Annotated in this window: 24 protein-coding genes; 18 read left to right on the forward strand and 6 right to left on the reverse strand. The window is 39.0% G+C overall.

Features of this window, described 5'->3' with window-relative positions; translation table 11 throughout:
• Positions 1-11 precede the first annotated feature (11 nt).
• The 4 genes from ABM313_RS15210 to ABM313_RS15225 all read left to right on the forward strand — a co-directional run bounded on the left by ABM313_RS15210 (position 12) and on the right by ABM313_RS15225 (position 4,084).
• On the forward strand, positions 12-2,072 hold the full coding sequence (locus ABM313_RS15210) for a 3'-5' exonuclease (RefSeq protein ID WP_434684026.1): 2,061 nt from the start codon (positions 12-14) through the stop codon (positions 2,070-2,072).
• A 93-nt stretch (positions 2,073-2,165) separates the two neighbouring features.
• Positions 2,166-2,669, forward strand: coding sequence for a hypothetical protein (locus ABM313_RS15215; protein WP_434684027.1), 504 nt, complete (start codon positions 2,166-2,168; stop codon positions 2,667-2,669).
• Positions 2,670-2,802: 133 nt separating this feature from the next.
• On the forward strand, positions 2,803-3,126 hold the full coding sequence (locus ABM313_RS15220; RefSeq protein WP_434684028.1) for a hypothetical protein: 324 nt from the start codon (positions 2,803-2,805) through the stop codon (positions 3,124-3,126).
• Positions 3,127-3,244: 118 nt separating this feature from the next.
• Positions 3,245-4,084, forward strand: coding sequence for a hypothetical protein (locus ABM313_RS15225; RefSeq protein WP_434684029.1), 840 nt, complete (start codon positions 3,245-3,247; stop codon positions 4,082-4,084).
• Between the two features lie 35 nt (positions 4,085-4,119).
• Here the strand turns inward: ABM313_RS15225 and ABM313_RS15230 are convergent, their stop codons facing one another.
• A complete protein-coding gene (locus tag ABM313_RS15230) occupies positions 4,120-4,353 on the reverse strand; it encodes a hypothetical protein (RefSeq protein WP_434684030.1) in 234 nt (77 codons plus the stop codon).
• Positions 4,354-4,441: 88 nt separating this feature from the next.
• On the opposite strand from ABM313_RS15230, the gene ABM313_RS15235 reads away from it, so the two are divergent.
• From ABM313_RS15235 to ABM313_RS15245, 3 genes are all read left to right on the forward strand, one after another.
• Positions 4,442-6,298, forward strand: coding sequence for a 3'-5' exonuclease (locus ABM313_RS15235; RefSeq protein ID WP_434684031.1), 1,857 nt, complete (start codon positions 4,442-4,444; stop codon positions 6,296-6,298).
• A gap of 374 nt (positions 6,299-6,672) precedes the next feature.
• A complete protein-coding gene (locus ABM313_RS15240; protein ID WP_434684032.1) occupies positions 6,673-10,329 on the forward strand; it encodes a GAF domain-containing protein in 3,657 nt (1,218 codons plus the stop codon).
• A 137-nt stretch (positions 10,330-10,466) separates the two neighbouring features.
• Positions 10,467-11,390, forward strand: coding sequence for a DNA/RNA non-specific endonuclease (locus ABM313_RS15245; RefSeq protein ID WP_434684033.1), 924 nt, complete (start codon positions 10,467-10,469; stop codon positions 11,388-11,390).
• Here the strand turns inward: ABM313_RS15245 and ABM313_RS15250 are convergent.
• Positions 11,387-11,776 (reverse strand): nuclease A inhibitor family protein, encoded by a 390-nt coding sequence (locus ABM313_RS15250; protein ID WP_434684034.1) that lies wholly within the window; start codon positions 11,774-11,776, stop codon positions 11,387-11,389. The two genes, ABM313_RS15245 and ABM313_RS15250, sit on opposite strands and share 4 nt — an antisense overlap.
• 137 nt (positions 11,777-11,913) lie before the next feature.
• Here ABM313_RS15250 and ABM313_RS15255 point away from each other — a divergent pair, with 137 nt between their 5' ends.
• Positions 11,914-13,551, forward strand: a complete 1,638-nt coding sequence (locus ABM313_RS15255; RefSeq protein WP_434684035.1) for a hypothetical protein — start codon at positions 11,914-11,916, stop codon at positions 13,549-13,551.
• A gap of 785 nt (positions 13,552-14,336) precedes the next feature.
• Entirely contained in the window at positions 14,337-14,537 is a 201-nt protein-coding gene (locus ABM313_RS15260) for a hypothetical protein (protein WP_434684036.1), read from the forward strand.
• A gap of 381 nt (positions 14,538-14,918) precedes the next feature.
• On the opposite strand, the gene ABM313_RS15265 is transcribed toward ABM313_RS15260, so the two are convergent.
• Positions 14,919-15,650 carry a hypothetical protein gene (locus ABM313_RS15265; RefSeq protein WP_434684037.1) on the reverse strand — a complete coding sequence of 244 codons (732 nt, stop codon included), beginning with the start codon at positions 15,648-15,650 and terminating at the stop codon, positions 14,919-14,921.
• Between ABM313_RS15265 and ABM313_RS15270 the strand changes: the two genes are divergently transcribed.
• The 3 genes from ABM313_RS15270 to ABM313_RS15280 all read left to right on the forward strand — a co-directional run bounded on the left by ABM313_RS15270 (position 15,649) and on the right by ABM313_RS15280 (position 16,985).
• Positions 15,649-15,810 (forward strand): hypothetical protein, encoded by a 162-nt coding sequence (locus ABM313_RS15270; RefSeq protein ID WP_434684038.1) that lies wholly within the window; start codon positions 15,649-15,651, stop codon positions 15,808-15,810. The genes ABM313_RS15265 and ABM313_RS15270 overlap by 2 nt on opposite strands.
• 235 nt (positions 15,811-16,045) lie before the next feature.
• Complete coding sequence (locus ABM313_RS15275) at positions 16,046-16,429, forward strand: two pore domain potassium channel family protein (protein ID WP_434684039.1); 384 nt, start codon at positions 16,046-16,048, stop codon at positions 16,427-16,429.
• Between the two features lie 88 nt (positions 16,430-16,517).
• Entirely contained in the window at positions 16,518-16,985 is a 468-nt protein-coding gene (locus ABM313_RS15280) for a hypothetical protein (protein ID WP_434684040.1), read from the forward strand.
• 1 nt (position 16,986) lies between these two features.
• Here the strand turns inward: ABM313_RS15280 and ABM313_RS15285 are convergent, their stop codons facing one another.
• Complete coding sequence (locus ABM313_RS15285) at positions 16,987-17,142, reverse strand: hypothetical protein (RefSeq protein WP_434684041.1); 156 nt, start codon at positions 17,140-17,142, stop codon at positions 16,987-16,989.
• Positions 17,143-17,158: 16 nt separating this feature from the next.
• Between ABM313_RS15285 and ABM313_RS15290 the strand changes: the two genes are divergently transcribed.
• On the forward strand, positions 17,159-17,701 hold the full coding sequence (locus tag ABM313_RS15290; protein ID WP_434684042.1) for a GUN4 domain-containing protein: 543 nt from the start codon (positions 17,159-17,161) through the stop codon (positions 17,699-17,701).
• Between the two features lie 63 nt (positions 17,702-17,764).
• Positions 17,765-18,112: a hypothetical protein gene (locus tag ABM313_RS15295; protein ID WP_434684043.1), complete on the forward strand. Its 348-nt coding sequence runs from the start codon at positions 17,765-17,767 to the stop codon at positions 18,110-18,112.
• Here the strand turns inward: ABM313_RS15295 and ABM313_RS15300 are convergent.
• Positions 18,109-18,468, reverse strand: a complete 360-nt coding sequence (locus ABM313_RS15300) for a helix-turn-helix domain-containing protein (protein WP_434684044.1) — start codon at positions 18,466-18,468, stop codon at positions 18,109-18,111. The two genes, ABM313_RS15295 and ABM313_RS15300, sit on opposite strands and share 4 nt — an antisense overlap.
• Before the next feature lie 117 nt (positions 18,469-18,585).
• Between ABM313_RS15300 and ABM313_RS15305 the strand changes: the two genes are divergently transcribed.
• The gene (locus tag ABM313_RS15305) at positions 18,586-18,750 is read left to right on the forward strand and encodes a hypothetical protein (protein WP_434684045.1); all 165 of its coding nucleotides are present in this window, start codon (positions 18,586-18,588) and stop codon (positions 18,748-18,750) included.
• Here the strand turns inward: ABM313_RS15305 and ABM313_RS15310 are convergent.
• Complete coding sequence (locus ABM313_RS15310) at positions 18,725-19,576, reverse strand: IS5 family transposase (RefSeq protein ID WP_434684046.1); 852 nt, start codon at positions 19,574-19,576, stop codon at positions 18,725-18,727. The two genes, ABM313_RS15305 and ABM313_RS15310, sit on opposite strands and share 26 nt — an antisense overlap.
• Positions 19,577-20,193: 617 nt before the next feature.
• On the opposite strand from ABM313_RS15310, the gene ABM313_RS15315 reads away from it, so the two are divergent.
• The 3 genes from ABM313_RS15315 to ABM313_RS15325 are packed head-to-tail and all read left to right on the forward strand — an operon-like array spanning position 20,194 to position 22,251.
• Positions 20,194-20,430 carry a hypothetical protein gene (locus ABM313_RS15315; RefSeq protein WP_434684047.1) on the forward strand — a complete coding sequence of 79 codons (237 nt, stop codon included), beginning with the start codon at positions 20,194-20,196 and terminating at the stop codon, positions 20,428-20,430.
• Positions 20,423-21,397, forward strand: coding sequence for a helix-turn-helix transcriptional regulator (locus tag ABM313_RS15320; RefSeq protein ID WP_434684048.1), 975 nt, complete (start codon positions 20,423-20,425; stop codon positions 21,395-21,397). The genes ABM313_RS15315 and ABM313_RS15320 overlap by 8 nt, the downstream gene beginning before the upstream one ends.
• A complete protein-coding gene (locus ABM313_RS15325; RefSeq protein WP_434684049.1) occupies positions 21,394-22,251 on the forward strand; it encodes a hypothetical protein in 858 nt (285 codons plus the stop codon). Before ABM313_RS15320 ends, ABM313_RS15325 begins: the two co-directional genes overlap by 4 nt.
• The last annotated feature ends 9 nt before the right edge of the window (positions 22,252-22,260 follow it).

Consider the following 22,260-nt stretch of genomic DNA (forward strand, 5'->3'; position numbering starts at 1 on the left):
GGATTGTTCTTATGGAATTTCGCATCGCCGACACCTTCACTGATAGCCTCAGCCGACTTACTGGACAAGAACAGAAAGCCGTGAAAATGACTGCTTTTGACTTGCAGCTAAATCCTAGTAGTCCCAGTTTGCGCTATCACAAACTCGATCGCACCAAAGATCAAAACTTCTGCTCGATCGCTGTAAATCTTGACCTGCGATTAATCGTGCATCGTACCGAAAATAGCTTACTGCTTTGCTATGTCGATCACCATGACAAGGCTTATGCGTGGGCAAATCGCCGCAAAATCGAAAACCACCCCAAAACGGGAGCCGCCCAACTTGTCGAAGTACGCGAGACGGTCGAAGAAGTCATCGTTCAAAAAACAATTGTCAAAGGTGTTCAAAAATCCCTGCTATTTGCCCATATTTCCGATGATGACTTACTTAGTTATGGCATCCCCCCAGAATGGCTGTCTGATGTCAGAATTGCCGATGAAGATCGACTATTCGATATTGTCGATCGCTTACCTCAAGAAGCAGCCGAGGCATTGCTAGAAATAGCCACAGGGGGTAAACCTAAACCGATTATTCCGACAGTTGCTGTCAATCCTTTCGATCATCCTGACGCACAGCGTCGCTTCCGCATTATGAGTAATGCCGAAGAACTTCAACAAGCACTTGATTATCCTTGGGAAAAGTGGACAGTATTTTTGCATCCCAGTCAGCGATCGCTAGTCGGGCGAGACTATAGCGGCGCTGCCCGTGTATCTGGTTCGGCAGGGACAGGTAAAACCATCGTTGCTTTACATCGCGCCGTATTTTTAGCCCGTAAATATCCCAACGCCCAACTATTGCTAACTACCTTTTCGCCAGCCCTAGCCAATGCTTTGCAAATCAAGCTAGAGAGATTAATTGGCAACGATGCAAAAGTGATTAGTCGCATTAGAGTTAGAGCAATTCAAGACATTGCATGGGAGCTTTACAAGCCTTTAGGCAATCTCAAAATTGCTAATCCAATAAAAGTGCGGACTAAGTTAGTGGCGATTGCTACTCAAAACCCTAACCGTAAGTTTTCCGAGTCATTGCTATGGGATGAATGGAATGATGTTGTTGATGCGTGGCAACTGGACACATGGGAAGAATACCGCGATGTCATTCGTTTAGGCAGAAAGACTAAGCTAGGCAGCAAACAACGGGAAATACTTTGGGAAGTGTTTCAAGAGGTCAAAAATTGGTTGCGATCGCAGAATCTAATTACATGGTCAGGAGTATTCCGTACAGTTACCGAGTCCTTTAACCAAACTAATGCTTACCCCTTTCAGTTTGCGATCGTTGATGAATGTCAAGACATGGGTATTGCCGAGCTTCGTTTCTTAGCAGCGATCGGCACACAAAGACCTGACAGCCTATTTTTTACAGGTGACTTAGGGCAACGCATATTTCAACAACCTTTTTCGTGGAAGTCTTTGGGTGTTGATATCCGAGGGCGATCGCAAACTCTCACGATCAATTACCGTACTTCATTCCAAATCCGTTCTATTGCAGATCGCCTATTGCCTAGCTCTATTTCTGATGTGGACGGCAACCAAGAACAACGCAAAGACACAATTTCTGTGTTCAATGGCATAGCCCCAGAAATCAAAATTCTCGATGACGATGACGCTGAAAGTGAATACGTTGCTAAATGGATTGCCAACCATTTAGCCAGTGGTATTCAACCCGAAGAAATCGGTGTATTCGTTCGCGATAAACCTCAAATCGAAAGAGCGATCGCCGCAGTCATGGAAGCTGGTGTAAAACCTGTTGAATTAAGCGATCGTTTGTCCTTTGCCGAGGGTCGTATTGCAGTTAGCACCATGCACCTAGCCAAAGGCTTAGAGTTTCGGGCTGTGGCTGTCATGGCTTGCGATGATGAGGTTTTACCACTACAGGAGCGAGTCGAAAATATCAGCGATGAATCTGATTTAGAGGAGGTTTACAACACTGAGAGACATTTGCTCTATGTAGCCTGTACCCGTGCGAGAGATTACCTGCTAGTTACAGGTGTTGATCCTGCTTCTGAGTTTTTAGATGATTTGAGGAGTTGCTAAATATCAAAAAGGAGGATGTGCGCCTGGTTTGTTATGAGTGGTTCAAGTCTAATAGTTAAAAAACAATCAAAAAAATTATAAGGAGTCTTAATTATGTTTCATGGAAGAAATTACATTATCTATATCATCACAGGCTTGATATTTCTTTTAGGAGGAGAGGTTCAATCTAAGACGAAGCAACAAAGAGATTATTGTGATTTAGCATTAGACAAAACTCAAAGCAAACTCCGTGAAAACAGAAGACGTATTAATGTCGATTTTAAACCGCGTGAGATTACGAGACAATCAGATTGGTATGAAGGTATGCCCAGTGATCGCCCTTATGAACTTTGGGTGATTATGCGGGGAAGTGAAAGCGATATGAGTAACGTCATGCACTCTAAACAGTTTCTAACAACGCTGGCAGCAAATATTATTACTAATTGTGATCGTGTAAGTGTTGTGACTTTTGGCATAAACAGTACAGACTACTTGAGAAGTTATGGATTGATTAATAATAAGGTCACTTACTTTAAGTGTATTGACAGAGAGACATTCCTCGCAGCGCAACGCATAAGTTCTCGCGTTATTTATTGGGGAAGACAATTGTGCATTTAAATTTCCTAATCTATTAATTTACTAACAAGGTAATACTTCAATGAAATCACTATTAACTAGACTTATTTGTCTCACTTATTTTTTTTCTGTTTGTTCTGAGGCAATGAGTCAAAACGTACCTTTGAGAGTAGGCATGAACTACACACAAGCTCGTAAGGTATTACTCGACAATGGTTGGCAACCTTTTGTGCCAACTGGCGCTCTTCAACTTGCTTGTGATGGCAAAAGCCCTTGTGATAGTAGGTTGATAGACCGTGAGATCGCATTCAGAAAGCAATTCAGAAATAGAGGATGGTTTGAGACTGTTATGTGTATGCCTTCAGGTGCTGGTCTTTGTTATCACCAATTCTATGACATCAATGAAAGAGGTCTTGTAGTTGTAACTGGCTCTGGTTCTTACTCACAGATGCCTTCGGTAGTGAAGTTCTACTATGAAGATATACCAAGGCGTAGATAGAAGTTTTGCAGCGATCTCCTATTGCGAGAGATCGCTAAGTTGAATGCGATCGCTGAGTGTTTGGATAATTTGAAATAGCTATATAATTCAAAGATATTATCAGAGAGACATATTTGCAATGTTTAATCATTCACAAAATCAAAATATAGATATTAAAGATATAGCAATAATAAAAATATTTTTTGCTAATCTTAGCGCTTTTATTCTTGGATTAGGAGTATATGCATTAGGAGTTAATATATCTCAGGTTTTACCAATACCTCCATTTCTTTTTACAGCAATAGTTGGGCTTATTTCTACATATATTTTATCTGATAAGTTCGCTAAACCATTTGTTAGTCAATGGATTGAATCTGAAATCAAAGCTTATAAAGATTTGATTAAAAAAGAATCAGTGCAGAGCTTACAAAGACAATATTTTGATCTTTTGTACGGGCTAAAAAAAGTATATTTAAATGTAAAGACTTTAAATATTGATGATTTGATAGAAAATGATGAGTACTCAATATCTAAATTAGAGATTGACGAAAAAATAGATGCGAGTTTTAAACAGGAAAAAATCTATGATAAGGCTTGGAAAGAACTACTAGAGGCTGAAGAAAGAGAAGATAATGGAGAAATCCGTGATGTAATTCAAGAAGTTGTAAGAACTACTGTAACAAAAGGTCTAAAAATCAATAGGCAAGATACAAATTATCAGCTATATGCTAAACCAATTCGAGCATATCTCAGAGCTTGGCTAGTTTGTAGCATTAAATATAGAAAATGTATGCCTATAGAACCAATCTTAGATTCTAGGGATAATGTTAAGACCCACAAAACTGCTATTAGATATATTAGAAATAATATTTTAAATAGTGAGAATAGATACCAATTTATTCCAAGTCAAGAATCTATAGATGTTATTAAAGAGTACTTAGACAAGTTGCTTGCAATGATTCAAGAGAAAGACAAATGAAATTCAAAAATTTTTGTTTGCCGAGTTTTCACGACTTAAGGATCAAATTCTCTGCCAAAAGGATCGATATCACCAAAATTTTTTAAATAGTTTATAAGCTCTCTGTATTCTGCTAGACCTTCAAAGTCATCACTATGTTTTTTTATAGAGGTTTGAACAGTAGTCCAAGCCCTATTAACGGATTCTCTTTCGTGTGGATTTAGTCTTTTTGATAATGCATTTACTGCTTTACCAAATTTACTTATTAATTTTATAGTGTCAGCAGTCATAAGAATATCCTATGTTTCTTAATATCAAGATTAAGCAATATCCTTGATGGAAGCCATACGCTAAATTACTTAGAATTCAATATCTTAAATGCCCTCTCTCATCCCCTCTCTAAATAGCTGCGTCGCCAGAATGACTTCAGGCGAAAAGCGCTTTGCGGTGAGATTAGAGCAGAAACTTGATGACGATTATCTAATCTGGTATGACGTACCCATCGGCAAAAAGCAACTGCACCCCGATTTCATTGTCTTGCACCCGTTGAGAGGCTTACTGGTACTAGAGATCAAAGATTGGAAAATCGACACAATCAAAAATGTCACTAGAGCCAATTGGACGATCGGCGATCGCCACACCAACGAACCGAAACAAGTCAAAAATCCCCTAGAACAAGCTCGAAACTATGTCCTTCATGCTGCCAGACTCTTAGAACGTGATGCCGATCTAGTCCATGCGATCGCAAGTGACCACGCTGGTAAATGTATCGTTCCCTATGGCTATGGTGTGGTGTTTACCAACATCACAAGGGCAGTGTTTGATAAGCAAGGCTTAGGAGAAGTCATCGAATCAAACTTGGTAATCTGCCAAGATGAGATGTATGACAGCGTTGACAATGGCGATTTCCAACAAAGGTTGTGGGATATGTTCCCCTACCATTTCGATCGCACCCTAAGCCCGCACCAAATCAATCGTATCCGTTGGCATATTTTCCCAGATATCGCGATTCAAGCGTCACTGTTGCCAGAGCCAGAGGAAGAAGAAGTAGTTACACCCGTGGCGATCGCACCTGACTTGATTAAAATCATGGACTTGCAGCAGGAGCAACTAGCGCGAAGTCTACGCGGCGGACATCGGGTTATTCATGGTGTGGCGGGAAGTGGCAAGACTTTGATTTTGGTTTACCGTTGCCAATTTTTGGCAGAGCAAAGCGAAAAGCCAATTTTGGTACTGTGCTATAACATCTCGCTAGCATCGAGGCTGAGGCAAATGCTTAGAGAGAAAGGCATTGCTGAGACTAAGGTTTCAGTGCAGCATTTTCATAGCTGGTGTGCGGAAATGTTGCGACTCTACCAAGTTCCTTTACCCGATCGGACCAAGCATCAAGGAGGAGAATTTTTTGAGCAGTTGGTTAACCAAGTGGTTCTAGGGGTGGAGCAAGAGAAAATTCCCAAAGGCAAATATGGGGCTGTGCTTTTGGATGAAGGGCATGATTTTCAGCCAACTTGGTTTAATTTAATCGTGCAGATGGTTGACCCCGAAACTAAGTCATTACTTGTACTTTATGACGATGCTCAGAGCATTTACGAGAGGCGAGAACGGGGCAGATTTAGTTTTGCCAGTGTCGGCATACAGGCAAGGGGTAGGACGACGGTACTCAAACTCAACTATCGCAACACTGAAGAGATTTTGTTTTTTGCATACGAGTTTGCCAAGAACATCATGCAACCCACCGAGGATAGCGAAGAAGATAGTCCCGTTCTCATAAAGCCGCAGAGTGTGGGCAGACATGGTGCAAAGCCTACTTTTACAAGGTTATCTAGTTTTTCAGCAGAGACAAAACATATATGCGATCGCATAGGGGAATATCGAGATCGCGGGATTGCTTGGAATGACATCGCAATTATTTATCGATCCGACTTCATGGGGCGATCGCTGAGCCGTGCTTTGAAAGATGCTGGTATACCTGTGGAATGGTTAAGTCAAGACAGTAACAGCAAGCGTTACCACCCAGAAGCGCAAAGCGTGAAATTACTAACAATGCACAGCAGTAAAGGTCTAGAGTTTCCAGTGGTGTTTATTGCAGGTGTTGGATTTATGCCAAATCGGTCGGAGGCGATCGCGGATGAGGCGAGGTTGCTATACGTGGCGATGACTAGGGCTACTGAGTTTTTAGAATTATCGTGCGATCGGGATTCGGCTTTTGTGAGGAGATTGGAGAGGGTGATTTAGGGCTACAGGGGGGTGTGACGAAGTGCGATTAATAGTCAAACTATAGATTAAATTTAATTCATAAAATTATGGTTCGTTAACATTAAAAAGCATTTTACGATTGCAACTATTTCTTGCTTTCGTTTAGTAGTAATAAATCTGCCAAAAAAGAACGGATTATGATTTACAAAAATTTATAAAAAATTGTTATCCCTAGAAAATATACTTGATATATAAAGATTTTATACTTGACTAAGAATGTCAATCAAATAAAGCTTCAAAATTAATTTTATAAAATAGATCATAAATAGTTGCACATTGACAAAATGAGTGGGCAACTCTAGAAAGAGTAATAATTGTTTTGTTTTACTATCAATATTCTAAGCAAGAATTCAATGATTAATATCCTACTTCTTGATTTATCTGATGGTGATAGTTGCTGTAATAGCATAATTGATAAGCTAACTAATGCAAGCGAAAAAATAAAACTTGAAATTGTTGATTCTTTAGAAATTGTAAAAGAAACAATAGTCGAGCGATGGAACAACATCTCGGAAACATCTGAATTTGCGAGTTGGGATATTGTTTTAGTCTGGTTAAACCAGCAAAATGCTGGTTTCTTGGGACAAATAATTGAATTCAAAGATGAGATTAGAGACATTGAGCCTCTAGAAATCATTATTATATTTGGGTTTAACGAAGAAGTTCAGCAAACAGCACTTACATCGATGATGAATGGGATATATGCTTTTGCACAGCCATTTAATCAAGGAGTTCTGATAGCGTATATAGAATCAATAGGTTTAGAGGTTCAGATTTCCAAAAAACTACTAGAATTCAAAAGCTATCTTTTGGAAGCAAAAAATATCGACGAAATTATTGATATAAGTATTTTAGAGCTAGAAACAAATCCGATAATTGGTTGTAATAGAGTTACAATATCTTTGATTGATAACAATGGGGCAGAGCAACATAACAGATATTTGTTGAAATACAAATCTGACGGACTTGAATTACCTAATAGAAGTCTAATTAAAAATATAAAAAAAGACAAATTAATTGAAGATGTTGAAAAAAAAGGGGTATATATTATTGACAACTTAAATGATCTACGTACAAATGGAAAAGAAGAATTAAATCAATTAGGCTGGGAAGACTGTGGAATTACATCGGAAATCAATTCTTGGGTAGGATTGTGTACTAAACATCAAGATAAATCAATAGCAGTTATTACATTAGACAATAATTCTGCTAATCATTATTCGCAGTCTAAGGATAAATTGACTAAATTCCTTAAAGGGTTTGGAGAAATTTTCGCTAATACAATTAAAGATTTTTTTGAAGCTAGGAATTCAAAAGCAATCTATGAAATCACTCGCGATATCGGTGATGTAATGGATAGCAAAGAACTTGTAATCTTAATATTAAGTAAGCTGAAAAATGTTCTTGATTGTGACAACTGTACATATTTTAAAGTGAGTTCTTTTAGAGAATCTCAATTTGCGGAGGAACCTTTTCTTATTGAATGGATTTCTGCTAAAGACTCTAATAATTATAGAGAATCATCTCGTGATGAACCAAAATTTTTTAAGAAAGGTGAGGGAATAGTAGGCTCAGTATTGGCAGATGCCCAATGTAGGATTATTCCTATCGCCTCAGAAAGTCATGAGTTTAGGCAAGGATTCAATTTTTCTGGATTTAACCTTTCTATGTTAGCAGTTCCAGTAATTCCAAAGTATAACGAAGGTCCAAAAACAAATAGTCGGATAATAGGTGTTATTAATTGTTATAAAAAAAATAAGCCTGACCACTTTACGCCATATGATCGAGATCTTGTGGAAAGTATTGCACAAATAACAGCGACTGTTGTTGAGAGAACTGTGACACTAGAATACTCAAACAATATCAATTCACAAATGAATTCTCTTTTGTATAATATTGACAAAGTTAATTTTTCTAATGAAGACAAGACTATTCTCCTTAAAAGTATCTGTAAACATGCATTAACTATCACTAGTGCGAGAGCAGCCGTTATTCATCGACTTAAAAAAGATCCGCAGGACGATTCTAAGTATCAATTAACAGATACACCTTATGCTTTCCCAGAAGGAAGTGTAATACATCGTCCACGCCTTGATGGAACTGGAGCAACAGATGTTGTAATCAAACAAATGAAAACAGTTGAATTTTCTGAGCAAGAAAACTTTGACTGCATTGCAAAGCAATTTCAAGATCAAAATATCAAATATCTAATTATAGTCCCATTATTTATTACATCGAAGGAAGGTAATGAAAAAGAATTAATTGGTACTTTATCATTAAACAAATTTGAATATATTCCATTTTCTAAAGTTGAACTATTTGCATTAGAATTATTTGCAAGTCAAGCTGCTAACACGATTTATAATCAAGAGTTTTTAGCTCAGAGGTTTACTTGGTCTGATGCAAATAAGAAATTAGTTGATGCTATTGATGTGATAGTTCAAAGAAAGGATCTTGATCTATTATTACGAGATATCGCAAAATATGCCTATTTGCTAGTTGCAAATGAAGTAGATCGTGAACGATCTGTAGCAAGTTTTAGTTATGTAGCTTTCTTTGCAGAGAATGATAGGTTTGACTATAGAGCAGCTTTCCCAGAATATGTATTGACTGAATTACATTCTGCTAGATCAAGGAAAGAGAATATTGGCAAAAGGGGTATCACAATGCTTGCAAAGGAGAGGCAAGAAACAATTCTAATTTCCGATCTTCATTTGGAAAAAGAAAATAATTCGGAAGAGTGGCAATACTACATTAGTGCCAGAAACCCTGATGAAATGCGCTCGGAGATGGCTGTACCAATTAAAGTTGTAGGTTTAGATAACGAAACTAGTGTAATTGGGGTGATTAACTTGGAGCACGAGAATCCTTATGCATTTACACTAGTACACAAAGAGATTATGGAACATTTTGCAAGACAGATTGCAATTGGATTTCAAAATAAAAACTTGCTTGATGGCGTGGAAAAGAAGAAAAATATCTTAATCAGTCTTCAAAAAGCATTAACGCAAATCATTGAGTCGCCATCAAGTAAGATGCTTTATAATGCAACTGTACAGACTCGTATAGCATTAGATGTAAATGAAGTAATTATCGTTCCAGTAAAAGAAAAAGATCGCTTATTATCTATAAAAGATATATATAAAGATGCAAAAAATAGTACACAATCATTTGTCAGTGAAATTTCCTTTGCGGAGATAGTTGCTAAATCTGAGGAAGTATATAACAGTCAGGAATTTCATTGTTTTACTACTGATGGTAGTAACCTAGAACTAGGTAAAGCTAGTTTAAATCAAGAAATTTTATTTTACTGTATTCCTTTTCCAAAAGAAAAGAGACAAATCGGCGTTATGTGGATAATTAAATCTAACAGAAGTGATTCAAACCCATTAGATACTTTGGATGAATCTAATGGGTTTGTTTTATATAAAAAGATCTTTAAGTATTTAATTGCTGATGATATGTTTAACGATGAATTTGAAGTTTATCTCAACTATGTAAATCAAATTTCATTAGCCTATGATGGAGCTGTACAATCTTATGAATTAGAGAGAAAACTTGATGAAAAAATTTCAATGGTTAGCGATGATATTCTTAATGATTATAGACAAACCAAGTACCAGTCATTCATCTTTTTTGTGCTTTCTATATTAAGTTCTTGTGCTGGAATCGGTCTTATATTATTGGGATTGAGTGGAATAATTACTAGCAATAACAAAGAGAATAAGCAGATTAACATTGATGGCGGATTTCCTGCTTTTATAGGCGTATTAATGCAAGCTGTAACTGTTTTAGCTTTTGATCGGGGTAAAGCTGCAAACAAGAGGATGGATGATTACCATAGAGAAATATTGAGTTTTGAGCAATTGCAGATTTTGATCTCGTATACACATCAACTTGACAAAGAAAGCTCACAAAAAATGAAGCAATTTATTATAGAAAGTACGGCAAATACTTGGCTTGAATCTTTTAAAAAAAGTCTAATCTCTAAGGATATAAACGAAAAATAATCCTAAATTATTTATTTTATTGTCTAGTCAAAGTCAATATACCTAAATTAGCATTTGCTAATTTAGGTATATTGATTAATCGCCCCAAAAACAAATCAAACAAGCGCTATGATCTTGGCAAATTCCCCTAGAACACCATGCGATCGCTACTAGCTTTTTTCCTAACAGTCTTACTTGTTGTCAGTTGTAGCCAAGCTCCCAGTGTCACCACCACAGTAACCCCTGCACAGGCAAAACCAGCGCAAAAACTTGAAAATACCGTTGCACCGACTCAAAAACCGCCTCAAGTACAACCAGCAAAAGCGCCAGACAAAGTACAGGATAATCCCAACTTACGCATGGGAAATCCAAGCAAAGCCACGACAGATCCCACTAATACCGACAACTATTTGCTGGTCAAACCTCAGTATGTACTGAGCTATAGCAAGAGCCGCAATATCGCTAATTGGGCATCATGGCAACTAAACAATTCGTGGATGGGTAATGCTGAAAGGCAAAACAATTTTCGCCCCGATCCCACTCTGCCGAAAGGTTGGTATAGAGTTGTAACCAAAGACTACACAGGCTCAGGATTCGATCGCGGACACTTGGTTAACTCAGAAGATCGGGGTCGATCAGTAGAAGACAATTCGGCTACTTTTTTGATGGTAAATATCTTGCCACAAGCACCAGATAACAATCAGGGTGTGTGGGTGCAACTAGAAGAGTTTTCCCGTGACTTGGCAAGAGAAGGCAAAGAGCTTTACATCGTTGCGGGTGGACATGGCACAGGTGGAGAGGGCAAGAATGGTGATGCCTCACTGTTGAAGGGCAAGATTGCTGTGCCTTCTACCATGTGGAAGGTAGTCTTGGTGCTAGACGATCCCGCCAAAGGTTTAGCAGGGGTCAATGCCAATACTAGGACTATCGCTGTAATTATGCCCAACAAGCAAGGGCGTAATGGTAAGTGGACAGATTTCTGTACAACTGTTAGCGACGTTGAGAAACTAACGGGCTATGACTTCTTTAGCAATGTGCCGCCCGACATTCAAAAGCAGATTGAATCAAAGAAAGGCTGTTAGGTTTCAATTACGGTAGTTTTTAGCCCGACCAAATCGGGACCGATCGCACCAACGATATAAACATCAATCTCGATTTTGCCAAGGCGAAACACTTGGACATTTTCTAATGTGGCGATCGCTGCTTGCAGATCGCGAAACCTTTGCGAGACTTGTCGATCTTCATCTTCAAACCAATCTTCATCGGTGGTGACGGGTGCAAAGAAAACTTCTAGGGCGATCGCTTCGATAGGTGTGTCTGATGGTTTCAGCGATCGCGTGAGGATGGTTTCTGGGGTAAGGGTTGCTGATTCCCAAGTGAAAGGTTCTAGGGGATAGTCGGATTCACTGGGAAATAGTAAATCTTTGGAGAGGAGTAAAAGGCGATCGGTAATTTCTTTGGCTGTCATGGGTAAAGCCTAATTTTGGTTGCTATGACCATACAGCCATTATTGGATCGGGTAGTGTTACAAGATGCGATCGCATAATGTATTTTATGTGCAATAAAGCTAAAATTATCACGCCTGATATAAAACAGTGAGCCAAGATGAGTCAAAAAAAATCTAATGCCCAACTTGTGATCAAAAGATACGAAGAAAACAAAAAAACATTTGCTCATTGTTTAATCTGTAGCACCGCACCCATAAATGCTGAAAGTCAATACCGCGAGGATCTTACTTCAAAAGTCTCTCTAGATTCTTCATATCCGATAGCTGATATCAAACTTGTTCTACTAAATTTTATTAAAGCAAAATGGGGAGAATCGGGTAAGGATGTCCTTAACAAAATTAGTATTGTTCTGGATATTCACGGGTTTAACGTTCCATTCAAAAATCTTGAAGAAAATACTTATGAGCCTTTAGCAAAGAAATTTAAGGATGATGTAGCTAAAAAAAATATCGAAGATTTTGAAGATTTTGTACTTTTTATCAACTTTTCTTGGTCTTCAGAACCGATTATCAAATCAAAACTTATCAAGTGGATAGAGCCGCTTCAAGCAATGCCTGTGATGCTGTGGATATTTATTATTGCAGGAATATCCACAGCATTTTTCTTGTCAAATCCACTGTCATCATTAGCTTTAATCCTAGTGGGGATGGTGGTTTGTTTGATTTTTCTCCGTTTAGCTGTCTACTTTCGAGATCGAGATCGTGCTGCTAACTATGGTGTGTTTGATGCTGTTGAGCTAGTGCGATGGATGCAAGTCATATTAGATGAAATCCTTTTAGAATTAGATCCGCAAGCGAAGGAGCGTCTAAAGTTATGCCCAGATTTTTATGGAAGAGCTAATCTAAGCTTTATCGCTCATAGTGTGGGGTGTTTTGTGGCAACCCACACTATTCGTGTTCTCTCTGATGTTTTTGATCAATCAGCGATTAAACGGTGGAAACAAAAATCACCTGATGGTCCTTTTGGGGAAAATTCTAAACCGATAGCAAGCCTTACGAAAGACGAAGAGATTCAAAATCTTGGAGACTTCTTTAGATTAAAAACACTGGTTATTGCCTCGCCTGATATTCCTATTTGGGCAATTACAACGGGGCGAACTAACTTTCTTCAAAGTTGTCTACATCGTTTCAAGGAAGTTTATCTATTCACCAACGATGCTGATATGATACTGCGTCTAGCGTCTACAGCAGCAAACTTTTTCATGTTCCCTTCGGCTTCTCGTGTTGGCGGCTATCGACTTGGTAATCTTACAATTACTCAAGAGCGAAGATATGGTGTACTCAGTTATGGCAATGATGCCATAGGTATTCGTGGATTAACCCATACCATTCCACTTAAAGATGATCCTTTCAATTGTGAAGTAGATATAAGTAAGTCATTCACAATTATTGACTGTACTGATTACAAAGATAAATTAGTTGGATCGCACCCTTCAGCTTCTTCTAGCCGACGATTGAGTGCATTTACGGCAAACAATTCTTTCGCAACTTTTTTTAATTACATTTTAACGGCGTTCAAGCATTTCTCAGGAATATCTCAAATTGACTCACATGGCGGTTATTTTCGAGGAGAGTTTTGCCGAGACTTGATTTATTCACTAGCCTTGTATGGCAAGGAGAAGACTCAGAAGAAATCTCAGGTAATAGAGGAAAACTGGGAACAGAAATTTAAAGATCATCAGATGGCTTGGATTGAAGCCAATGATGATAGGGATTGTAATGCAACAGAGAAATAACTGACTAATCTGTAGCAAAGGCAAAATTATTTTATGTCCTAAGTAACACTTGCTTTGCTTTAGATGCGATCATGTCAGGATAAGTTCTTTTGCAAGAGTTGATGCTTCCCACATAATCAGTTAAAGAGATAATGATTAAAAGTTATAACGAGCATCTCTCAAACAACAAGTAGGCTGTAGCTTCTTGAAAATTCCAGCCTACTTGTTGTTTGGAATTTTTAAGATAGCATTCAACCCCATAAGGGGATTGAGAGGACACTTATTAGTATCAGTAAATTTTAGTCAATTTTTTATAATCACCGCTTTACATAGCTATATATATGCTGAAATATAACTTTTAAGTAACTTTTATATAACTAAACTGCTTTGGCTTGTATGTTATGATTAACCGCCTAACTGGTTAAGCGCAAGGTCGTTTTTAGCTAGCAATATTCATAGAAACCAAAAAATTGTTGCTTATCTTACGCAATTTAGTAAGGCTTAGGCAGCATAATAAGGTGGATATAATCACATTTAATCTATATGTTTTATTAATAGAATGTTGATGATTAAGTTATTGAAATTAAATAAAGGAGCGCTTAGCTATATTAGCTACAGCATTACCATTCTGTTTAGCCAATTGATGCTTTGGCTGGTACTAACTCATTCTACAAATAGTTAATGCTTCCTATCTATAAAAGTTAAGGAAGCTTATTTTTTGACTTTTATTCAGTCAAAGTAATGTATTACATTACTTTGCTTTCATCCTGTTTCTAAATTATCTGTTCAGTTTAGAGAGCAACACCATGTCAACTGCAAAAAGAAAAGGTAAGAGAAGTGATCCAACATACGACCAAGTTGGAGCATATGTACCTAAAGAGCTTTATAAGGATGTTAAAGAAAAGCTAGTTCGAGAAGATAGAGATTTCTCAGATCTCGTCACAGATCTACTAAGCGAATGGACTAAGAACGGGGCGCAACATACATATAATTCAACTGTTCGATAATAAGCTCAAAAAAGTCTCAAAAGCAAACTTGGATGGGGGGGGAGCGATTTTAATTGCTATTACCCAACATGTTTAACATATTCTAGATTTCGTTAAAAGATTTACTGGGCAAGGCTTTTAACAAATTCTAGAATCCTTAAGGTTCTTACCCATACCCTTATCAAAAAAGAAGGCTCATTAATTTAATGAGCCTTCTTTTTTGATAAGGGTATTTCTATAAATACAAAAACTGTTTTGTGGCAATATCTAACTCCTGTAAATAGTATTGTAAACACTGTTTTTTCATTAATATTCGAGCTATTGTTCTTGTCAAATGTCTTAGATATAGCCTAAAACATAGAAAATAACTAGAGGAATGGGTTCAATCATCCTAAGCTCTTGTTAAGGTTTCCATAATCCCTTTTGCTGCTCCCGCGCCAGTTGGACACTCGCCAAAATCTGGACGCGATCGCGACATAGTTTTGCTAAGAATTGAGACGATGTAGCATAACCACTTGCTGCTTGCTGAGCATTAATTGAGCCTTGGACTCTGCGATCGTATAATTCCATAACTTGAATACCTTTGTCATTGTCGATCAGTGACCAAAATAAGTTATCAGTACCAGCGAGATCGAGCAATTGCTGTAAGTTCTGAGTCGCTGCTGCAAAAAGTGGACTATTAGGTGTTGGTGCATTGAGTCCACACAATAAAACCGTTTGCGGTTTACCACTAATCTCTAGAATAACTTGATTACCAGATTTAGCAACGGGTTTGGCGACGGGTTTGGGCATGGGTTTGGCGATCACCTTTGGTACTGTTTGTGTGGGAGGTTCGCGAATATTACTGATACTTGCTGGAATTATTTCTGGTTCTGGTGCTAATACGTCTGTTTGATTGCGGATTGGGTTAGATAAGTTGCTAGATGCTACCCGAAAGATGAAGAGAAACCCAACGATCGCGATCATTAAGCCACTCAAACCGCCAACAGTAAGCGATGGCATAAACCAACCATAATCAGGATCATTAAGGTCTTTTCGATAGTTACAACTGACGCACTTAAATACATTCTCTTTGATTTCTTTGAAAGATTTCTCTCCGCACTTGGGGCATTTTGTCATTTTGCTCTTGGACATGACCTTACCTCGGCTGGCGATCGCCACAAATTTATTTGGCTATTTATTCATCAGAAAAATGACTTCATTTTTTACAGGTATTAGATCCCAAAATTTCTTCTCTAGAAAGCAATCTGAAGTGATTTCTTTCTTTAAGATCTTAGGAATTATGGTTAAGTGATTAACCGCTTAAGCGGTTAATCACTTAACCATAATTCCTATATTTTTTTTTGTCAAGCGCTCTATTAGAAAAACAATTAACGTGCAGCTTTTCCACTAGCCCTGATCGCCTAACCAAACAACCAATGCCAAAACTACTCCAAAGCGATCGCTGTCTCCACAATGCCTACAGAGCTAAGGGTGATCGCTCCGTTACAAACTGCGATCGCACATGGATCGGATAGCGTGACATTGCTATGCTGGTTGTAAAATCTCCCTACATGAAAGTCATGGCAAACCTGATTAAGTCAATAAAGCAGTCAGAATCAATTCAGGTTCTAGCTCGCAGATTTGCCACTTATCTTGTCTTGTCAGGAGTTTTTATACTACTAGGGCTAGGGATAGGCGTTATTGGCTATCACTGGTTTGCAGGGTTAAGTTGGGTAGATTCCTTGGTTGAAGCTTCGATGATTCTGAGTGGCATGGGACCAATTAGCCCACTACCGAATATCAGCGCTAAGATTTTTGCCTCTACCTATGCGCTTTTTAGTGGTTTAGTTTTTGTCCTAGCAATGGGGATCGTTTTGTCTCCCGTTGTCTATAGTTTGCTGAAACATTTCGATGTCAATAAGGAATCTTAACTACTACAAACTGCGATCGCCCCTAGCTCTGATACCGTGAGAATATTTAGTTATCGACTTTCCCCTAGAACGCAACAAAGAAAACCCCATGACTGCCAAGCAAATTTTGTCCACCGTTGCCTCTGCGATCGCCTTATCCTTACTTGGCAATGTGGCACAGGCTCAGGCAGAATGCCCTAAAGCTGGTTCGTTAAAGAATTTTGCTCAAATTACGGCACAGGCAGATATTTTTAATGGTTGTGATGTCACTACCGAAGTTAGTTTTGTGGGCGCTGGTGCAGGCGGATACTATGTATTTTCAGCTTATGATTTAGATGGACTGACAATGTTTCGAGTCATGCCTGTAGGTCAGCCACCTAGCTTTAATCAATTAGGAGCATTAGAAGCTTATTCCGTAGTCATTGAACATAGCAAAGCTGATGTAGTTTTCTCTGTAAAAGTGGGCGATACTTTACGTTTGCGGGGAGCTATGGACTACAGAAAAGCTAATGGCTATGACACAGGCATTGCCAGCCGTGTTTTTCGCGCTCAGTCTATCGAAGTTATAAAAAAGTAGTTTAGGTGAGGCGATCGCACAGTGGATCGGGTTGTGTTACAAGATGCGAAAGTAGTGTAACGGTTAGTGTGACATCGTAATTATTGGCTGCTTTCCCATAGAACAAGTCCCCAAAAACCAGACTGCGATCGCCATAGGATATAAACGTTTGCAACATACTGAAAATCCCATCTATGCTTTACGCTCACCATCAAACTTTGCAAGATCTTCTCGTTGCCCAAAACTGGCGGGAAGCAGATTTAGAAACAAAAAGATTAACTTTTCAAATTAATCCAGAAGATCTAAATATCGATTCTGGACTATCAGTAAGGAAAGCAATCATTCCAAAAATCAAAGCTTTTTCAAAGGAGGAGCTAGAAGCAATAGATCGCCTTTGGGTAGAGCATAGCAACGGTCATTTTGGCTTTAGTGTCCAATGGCAAATCTACCAAAATATTCTTGCTGAAGAAAAAGAGTTGGGGATGTCTGTAGTTAGAGAAAAATATCCTATATCCATAGTAGGACGTTGGACTCCAATGTTTGCGCTAGCTATTTTACTAGGATGGCTGAGTGCAGGTGCTGATGAATGGTTTTTTGACTGCGAGACAAATTATTCAATTAATGCTCCAAAAGGACATTTACCCACTGTGGGCAAGCAAGAGCTAGGTTGTGCTTTTCATCATGGATATTTACTAAGTTGGATTTTCAGCAATCTATACCATGACTCTAAAAGCTAACTTCTCAGTAAGTCTTGTCAAAATTCCACTAGAACATTAAGCGATCGCCTATCTATAAAACCAATGCCCAAAATACCCGACTGCGATCGCTGTCTCAACAATGCCCACAGCAACTATCTAGTCTGTGCGATCCATCCCGACGGTGTTGATGGTGATTCATGCCCAGACTTTGCCGATGATGGTCAAGAGCTATGGTGTCCCAATGGTTTTACGTTTGTTGATGGTCATCTTGTGAAATTGCCAATAACCTATGAAACCGATCATCAGCCAAGGTTAACCAGAGCGCAGCAGTATCGAATTTTAATGACGCATCCTGTATTTACGGGTATGTGTCCGCAATGTCGCTATGTGTATGAAGTGAATAGCGATCGCATTGATTGGACTTGTCCTATATGTGGATGGAAAGATTAATCTAGTTTTTTTTCTTCAATATCGTCGGGCAGCTCCCCTCCAAAATGCTGACCAATTAGCATGAGTATGCAACCTATTTCTTGATTGTCCATTGTGGTAATCGCAAAGGCAACTGTGGGGCATTCTTGTGTAGATATTGTGCGCCCATAGATATTTGCTAAAAATTCTTCTGGTAATTGCTTAGACAATTCCGCCAGCTTTTCTATGTTTTCAAGGGTTGGCACATTGGTGGCTTTCTCCCAACTGGCGATCGTAGATTGTCTGACCCCCATAGTCTTGGCAAATTCTACTTGAGATGTGTTGTCTCTCAAAGCTCTTACCTTTTGCGCGAGTCTTTGACGGCTTTGCTGATCCATAGCTGCAAATCACAATCATATAGATATTTACCTATTTGTAAAACATTTTAGACGTATTGACGTATAAACGTGAATACGTCTATTATCGATCAATAAATAATTATCGATCGATAAATAATGGATAAAAGAGAAAAGACAACTACAGCTATCAAAACAAAACTCAAGAGCAAGATATTTATGCTTGCTGCTGAGAGGGGCGTTGATTTTTGTGTCGTTTTGGAGGATTTGATTATTAGACCTCTTGCAGAACTGAAAATTAATCCAGAGCAGAGAAAGTTTTAGAAGCAACAAGAGCGACTTCAAAGTTATAAATGGCAGCAATCAAATTACAACGCAAACCAAAACGACGACGACGATTACGATAAGGTAAAGAGAGAATCTTAAAAATCTTCAAGCGACGATTAACATGCTCAATCGCAATACGTTGACGTGCAAGTTGGCGATTACAACGCTTATCTTCCTTGGATAATGAGCCATTTTGAGGCTTTTTGATAGGAATTTGCGAGTTAGGATGCAACTTTTGTAAGCCTTGATAACCCTTGTCTGCCAAACCTTGTGTCTGTGCGTGAAAATGAACTCCACTTGCCTTGAATAATGAGAAATCATGCTGCTTGCCCTTACCGTAAGCGGTACAAACTATCTTGAAATTAGTCAGATCGACCACCAATTGGGCTTTGAGGGCATGATGCTTTTTCTTACCGCTATAAAAATGTTTCTGGTGATATTTAGGGCGCTCAACCTTTGTCTCAGTTACATCAATGGCAATTATGGCTGGAGCCTTCTCCTGCCACAATGACTTTTTTCCTGCTAACCGAAACTTTTTCGATTTAATTAAGACATTTTCTACTTTTTTGACGATGCGGCAAATCGTCGATTCTGACACTTCCCAGTCGCTAGCAATATGAAAATAGGTGCGATATTCACGCCAATACTGCAAAGTAACCAATATTTGGTCTTCTAGACTTAGCTTTGGTTCTACACCACCTTGTCCTTTGCTTTGGGCTGCTTGTTGCATTAGCTCCGTCATTTGCGCAAATGTTTCTCTTCTTACCCCAAATAACCGTTTAAATTCTGTCGCTGATAGATTTTGACTGGCTTCGTATTTCATCGCTTAATTTGAGATCTGATAAAAAGCTTATAAATCTAACATGTTTTTGGTTCTGCAAGAGGTCTATTAAGGGTCTCAAAGATGAAGACAACTCGTTTGCCGCTTAATACACTTCAACGATTTACGACAAATTCGTACAGCCTTCATATTGCTGCAAATAGGCGGACATCATCTCTTAAATGCGTATCAGTTCATTCCGAAGGCAATGCTATTGCTATTAACGAGCTAGCAGTGAACTTAGGCGGTAAATGCTCCAAAACAATTACTAGTAAAGATGGGGAGGAGCGATTATTTCTTTTTGAGAACAAATCGATCGCCAATGAGTTTTTTAAAGCTGTTTTTATCTTCCCCGAAGTAATCAGCGTAGGGTCAGAACCCCTTTTATAAGAAAAAAGCCCTCTAGCGCGAACTAGAGGGGCTACAAATTTTATTCAATTTCTAACTATGCAACAAAATATCTTTGAAATGCTCAATCGTGAGCAATTTTTAGAGTGCCAAAGATTGAATCTAATCTATGGTGCGAGGACTGCTTTTAACTATGTAATCGTTGTAACCTCACAAAAATATCGAAATCGCGCTCCTCGCACATCGCCCAGAGTTGGTAAGAGGACAAAGCGATGCTAACAAAGTTTCCTAGCATCAGAGAACAGTTACAAGCCACTGGCTATTTTGCCAGCCTAGCCAAGTCTGTAGCTTGTCAATGCAAGCCAAATTATCTTGAGCATTGCGATCGCGACGGTTTGTTTTTTACCTGTGAACTGTGTCTGCGGGATATACCTTACTGCTTTGGTGCAGACGATGACCACTTCGACTATTGCGATGACTGTGCTAGTGAGGTCAAAAGCAATGGCTAGATTTTATCCACTAGAACATGAGGAATGGCTAAAAGCTGTCAAACAGCTACACGAAAGCGAAAAAGATGTTCTTTACTACATCCGCACGCTCGATCCTTATAGTAAGGGTGTAAAGGTCAATGCTAGTAAAATCGCCAAAGATTTAGACATTAATCGCTCGACTGCAAGCCGCGCATTAAAAAGCCTTGATGCAAAGGGCTACATCGACCTAGAGATTCTAATAGCCAATGTCTCGATCAAAGGCAAAGGTTTGTTGCATACACGCAACGATGTTGCACCCACGCAACAAGAAGAGGTGTTGCACCCATGCAACGATGTTGCACCCACGCAACAGGAGTTGCACCCATGCAACAAGCAGTGCGCTGATGCAACAAGCAGTGCATCCATGCAACAAGCGACGGCTGAAAGCTCTGCTATAACTGAATCCTGCGACCCTAAGATCTCTAAGATCTCTTTAGATCTATTAGAAAGATCAGATCAGGACGATTTTTTGAATTTTGAAAATTCAGAAGCGGCGCAAAGCGCTGTAGAAAATTCAGATATTTCTTTAGATGAGGCGATCGCTGAAATCCAAAAGGCAATCTCTGACAATTTAGAACCTGATGAAATTGCATGTGAAGTACAGACACCTAAAGATCCGATCAACCCTATTGATGGTCAATTCTCCCGCGCCGCCGTTGAGAATTTTGTTTTGAAGTCTTTGAAATCTCTACCACGAGATCGCAAGGCGTATTTTTCTAAATTTAAGCCCGCAGATTGGCAAAAGTGGGAATTGGAGCTTAGAGCATCAGTCACGCCAAAGCGAGATCCATTAGCAGAAGATCCGTGGCGATTAGAAAACTCGATCGCTCAGGCGATCGCTGACAAGAACATTGATTTTGCCAGAACCAAGATTGAAAACTTAAGGGCAACACACCCAGATTTAGCACAGCAATTAAAAACAAAGTTTTTTGGAGGTGCTGCATGACTTTACTAGCAGGACATGGGAAAGATCCCCGTTTAATTCAACCCGTCTTATTTTCCGTAGGCGATCGCGTAGTTGATATAGACGGGAAAGAAGGAGTAATTACACATCTATCTAAGAACTGCATAAACATCCAAAAAAATGACTATTTGACTTCTCACAATCTAGAAATCAGTACACCCGTAATAAAGGCAACGAATCACAGTCAACTGGTTGAAATACTGAATCCAATCTGTAAGCACTATTCGGGACGCTATCTGCCAACATTTGCGGTAAATGCCTTGGCTCATGCGCTGATCAACGCTAAACGTGGATTGATCGCAGAAGCAATCGCTTTGCTATTGCCAGATGTCGTAAAAGAACTGAAAAAACCTCAAAAATCAGTTACCGAGCTTAAGGAATTTCTGGCAAATCTTCCTTGCATCGATGCCGATCAATCCGCCGATCTTGAGGTTGTAATCGACTCGGAACCTAAGTTATCCGTTGCTAAGTTACGCATGGATGAACCCACTAGGGTATCCGTTCTAGTGGAAGTTCCCAAAACAGAGCTTGAGATTTTGCGCGAAAGCTTAGCAGATTTGCAAAAAGAAGCGATCGCTCTTGAATCATCAGGTGCTAGCCCGAAAGGAGTTTGGTTAGAGAAGTCGCGACCGTCCAAACGGAATTTCGATCAAGTGGTCTGGAAAAGCGACAAGCCCCACAAATGGCTAAATGACAAAAAATCTAGGTACATCGGCAAGGTTGACCAAGACGAGCATAAATCTGCGCTTACTCAGTTTGCCGCAGGAAAGCGATTGCAAGAGATCGAGAAAGAAATTAAAGAGATCGAAAAAAAATTGACAAAAATTAAAGAGTAAAACTATGCC

The sequence above is a fragment of the Pseudanabaena minima str. Chao 2107 genome, from assembly GCF_051131155.1.
Taxonomy (GTDB): Bacteria; Cyanobacteriota; Cyanobacteriia; order Pseudanabaenales; family Pseudanabaenaceae; genus Pseudanabaena; species Pseudanabaena minima.

What these genes read in the sequence shown, in the direction of transcription:
- ABM313_RS15210 (WP_434684026.1), top strand. Translation starts at nt 12, where the DNA reads ATGGAATTTCGCATCGCCGACACCTTCACTGATAGCCTCAGCCGACTT.
- ABM313_RS15215 (WP_434684027.1), top strand. Translation starts at nt 2,166, where the DNA reads ATGTTTCATGGAAGAAATTACATTATCTATATCATCACAGGCTTGATA.
- ABM313_RS15220 (WP_434684028.1), top strand. Translation starts at nt 2,803, where the DNA reads ATGAACTACACACAAGCTCGTAAGGTATTACTCGACAATGGTTGGCAA.
- ABM313_RS15225 (WP_434684029.1), top strand. Translation starts at nt 3,245, where the DNA reads ATGTTTAATCATTCACAAAATCAAAATATAGATATTAAAGATATAGCA.
- ABM313_RS15230 (WP_434684030.1), bottom strand. Translation starts at nt 4,353, where the DNA reads ATGACTGCTGACACTATAAAATTAATAAGTAAATTTGGTAAAGCAGTA.
- ABM313_RS15235 (WP_434684031.1), top strand. Translation starts at nt 4,442, where the DNA reads ATGCCCTCTCTCATCCCCTCTCTAAATAGCTGCGTCGCCAGAATGACT.
- ABM313_RS15240 (WP_434684032.1), top strand. Translation starts at nt 6,673, where the DNA reads ATGATTAATATCCTACTTCTTGATTTATCTGATGGTGATAGTTGCTGT.
- ABM313_RS15245 (WP_434684033.1), top strand. Translation starts at nt 10,467, where the DNA reads ATGCGATCGCTACTAGCTTTTTTCCTAACAGTCTTACTTGTTGTCAGT.
- ABM313_RS15250 (WP_434684034.1), bottom strand. Translation starts at nt 11,776, where the DNA reads ATGACAGCCAAAGAAATTACCGATCGCCTTTTACTCCTCTCCAAAGAT.
- ABM313_RS15255 (WP_434684035.1), top strand. Translation starts at nt 11,914, where the DNA reads ATGAGTCAAAAAAAATCTAATGCCCAACTTGTGATCAAAAGATACGAA.
- ABM313_RS15260 (WP_434684036.1), top strand. Translation starts at nt 14,337, where the DNA reads ATGTCAACTGCAAAAAGAAAAGGTAAGAGAAGTGATCCAACATACGAC.
- ABM313_RS15270 (WP_434684038.1), top strand. Translation starts at nt 15,649, where the DNA reads ATGACCTTACCTCGGCTGGCGATCGCCACAAATTTATTTGGCTATTTA.
- ABM313_RS15265 (WP_434684037.1), bottom strand. Translation starts at nt 15,650, where the DNA reads ATGTCCAAGAGCAAAATGACAAAATGCCCCAAGTGCGGAGAGAAATCT.
- ABM313_RS15275 (WP_434684039.1), top strand. Translation starts at nt 16,046, where the DNA reads ATGCTGGTTGTAAAATCTCCCTACATGAAAGTCATGGCAAACCTGATT.
- ABM313_RS15280 (WP_434684040.1), top strand. Translation starts at nt 16,518, where the DNA reads ATGACTGCCAAGCAAATTTTGTCCACCGTTGCCTCTGCGATCGCCTTA.
- ABM313_RS15285 (WP_434684041.1), bottom strand. Translation starts at nt 17,142, where the DNA reads ATGTTGCAAACGTTTATATCCTATGGCGATCGCAGTCTGGTTTTTGGG.
- ABM313_RS15290 (WP_434684042.1), top strand. Translation starts at nt 17,159, where the DNA reads ATGCTTTACGCTCACCATCAAACTTTGCAAGATCTTCTCGTTGCCCAA.
- ABM313_RS15295 (WP_434684043.1), top strand. Translation starts at nt 17,765, where the DNA reads ATGCCCAAAATACCCGACTGCGATCGCTGTCTCAACAATGCCCACAGC.
- ABM313_RS15300 (WP_434684044.1), bottom strand. Translation starts at nt 18,468, where the DNA reads ATGGATCAGCAAAGCCGTCAAAGACTCGCGCAAAAGGTAAGAGCTTTG.
- ABM313_RS15305 (WP_434684045.1), top strand. Translation starts at nt 18,586, where the DNA reads ATGGATAAAAGAGAAAAGACAACTACAGCTATCAAAACAAAACTCAAG.
- ABM313_RS15310 (WP_434684046.1), bottom strand. Translation starts at nt 19,576, where the DNA reads ATGAAATACGAAGCCAGTCAAAATCTATCAGCGACAGAATTTAAACGG.
- ABM313_RS15315 (WP_434684047.1), top strand. Translation starts at nt 20,194, where the DNA reads ATGCTAACAAAGTTTCCTAGCATCAGAGAACAGTTACAAGCCACTGGC.
- ABM313_RS15320 (WP_434684048.1), top strand. Translation starts at nt 20,423, where the DNA reads ATGGCTAGATTTTATCCACTAGAACATGAGGAATGGCTAAAAGCTGTC.
- ABM313_RS15325 (WP_434684049.1), top strand. Translation starts at nt 21,394, where the DNA reads ATGACTTTACTAGCAGGACATGGGAAAGATCCCCGTTTAATTCAACCC.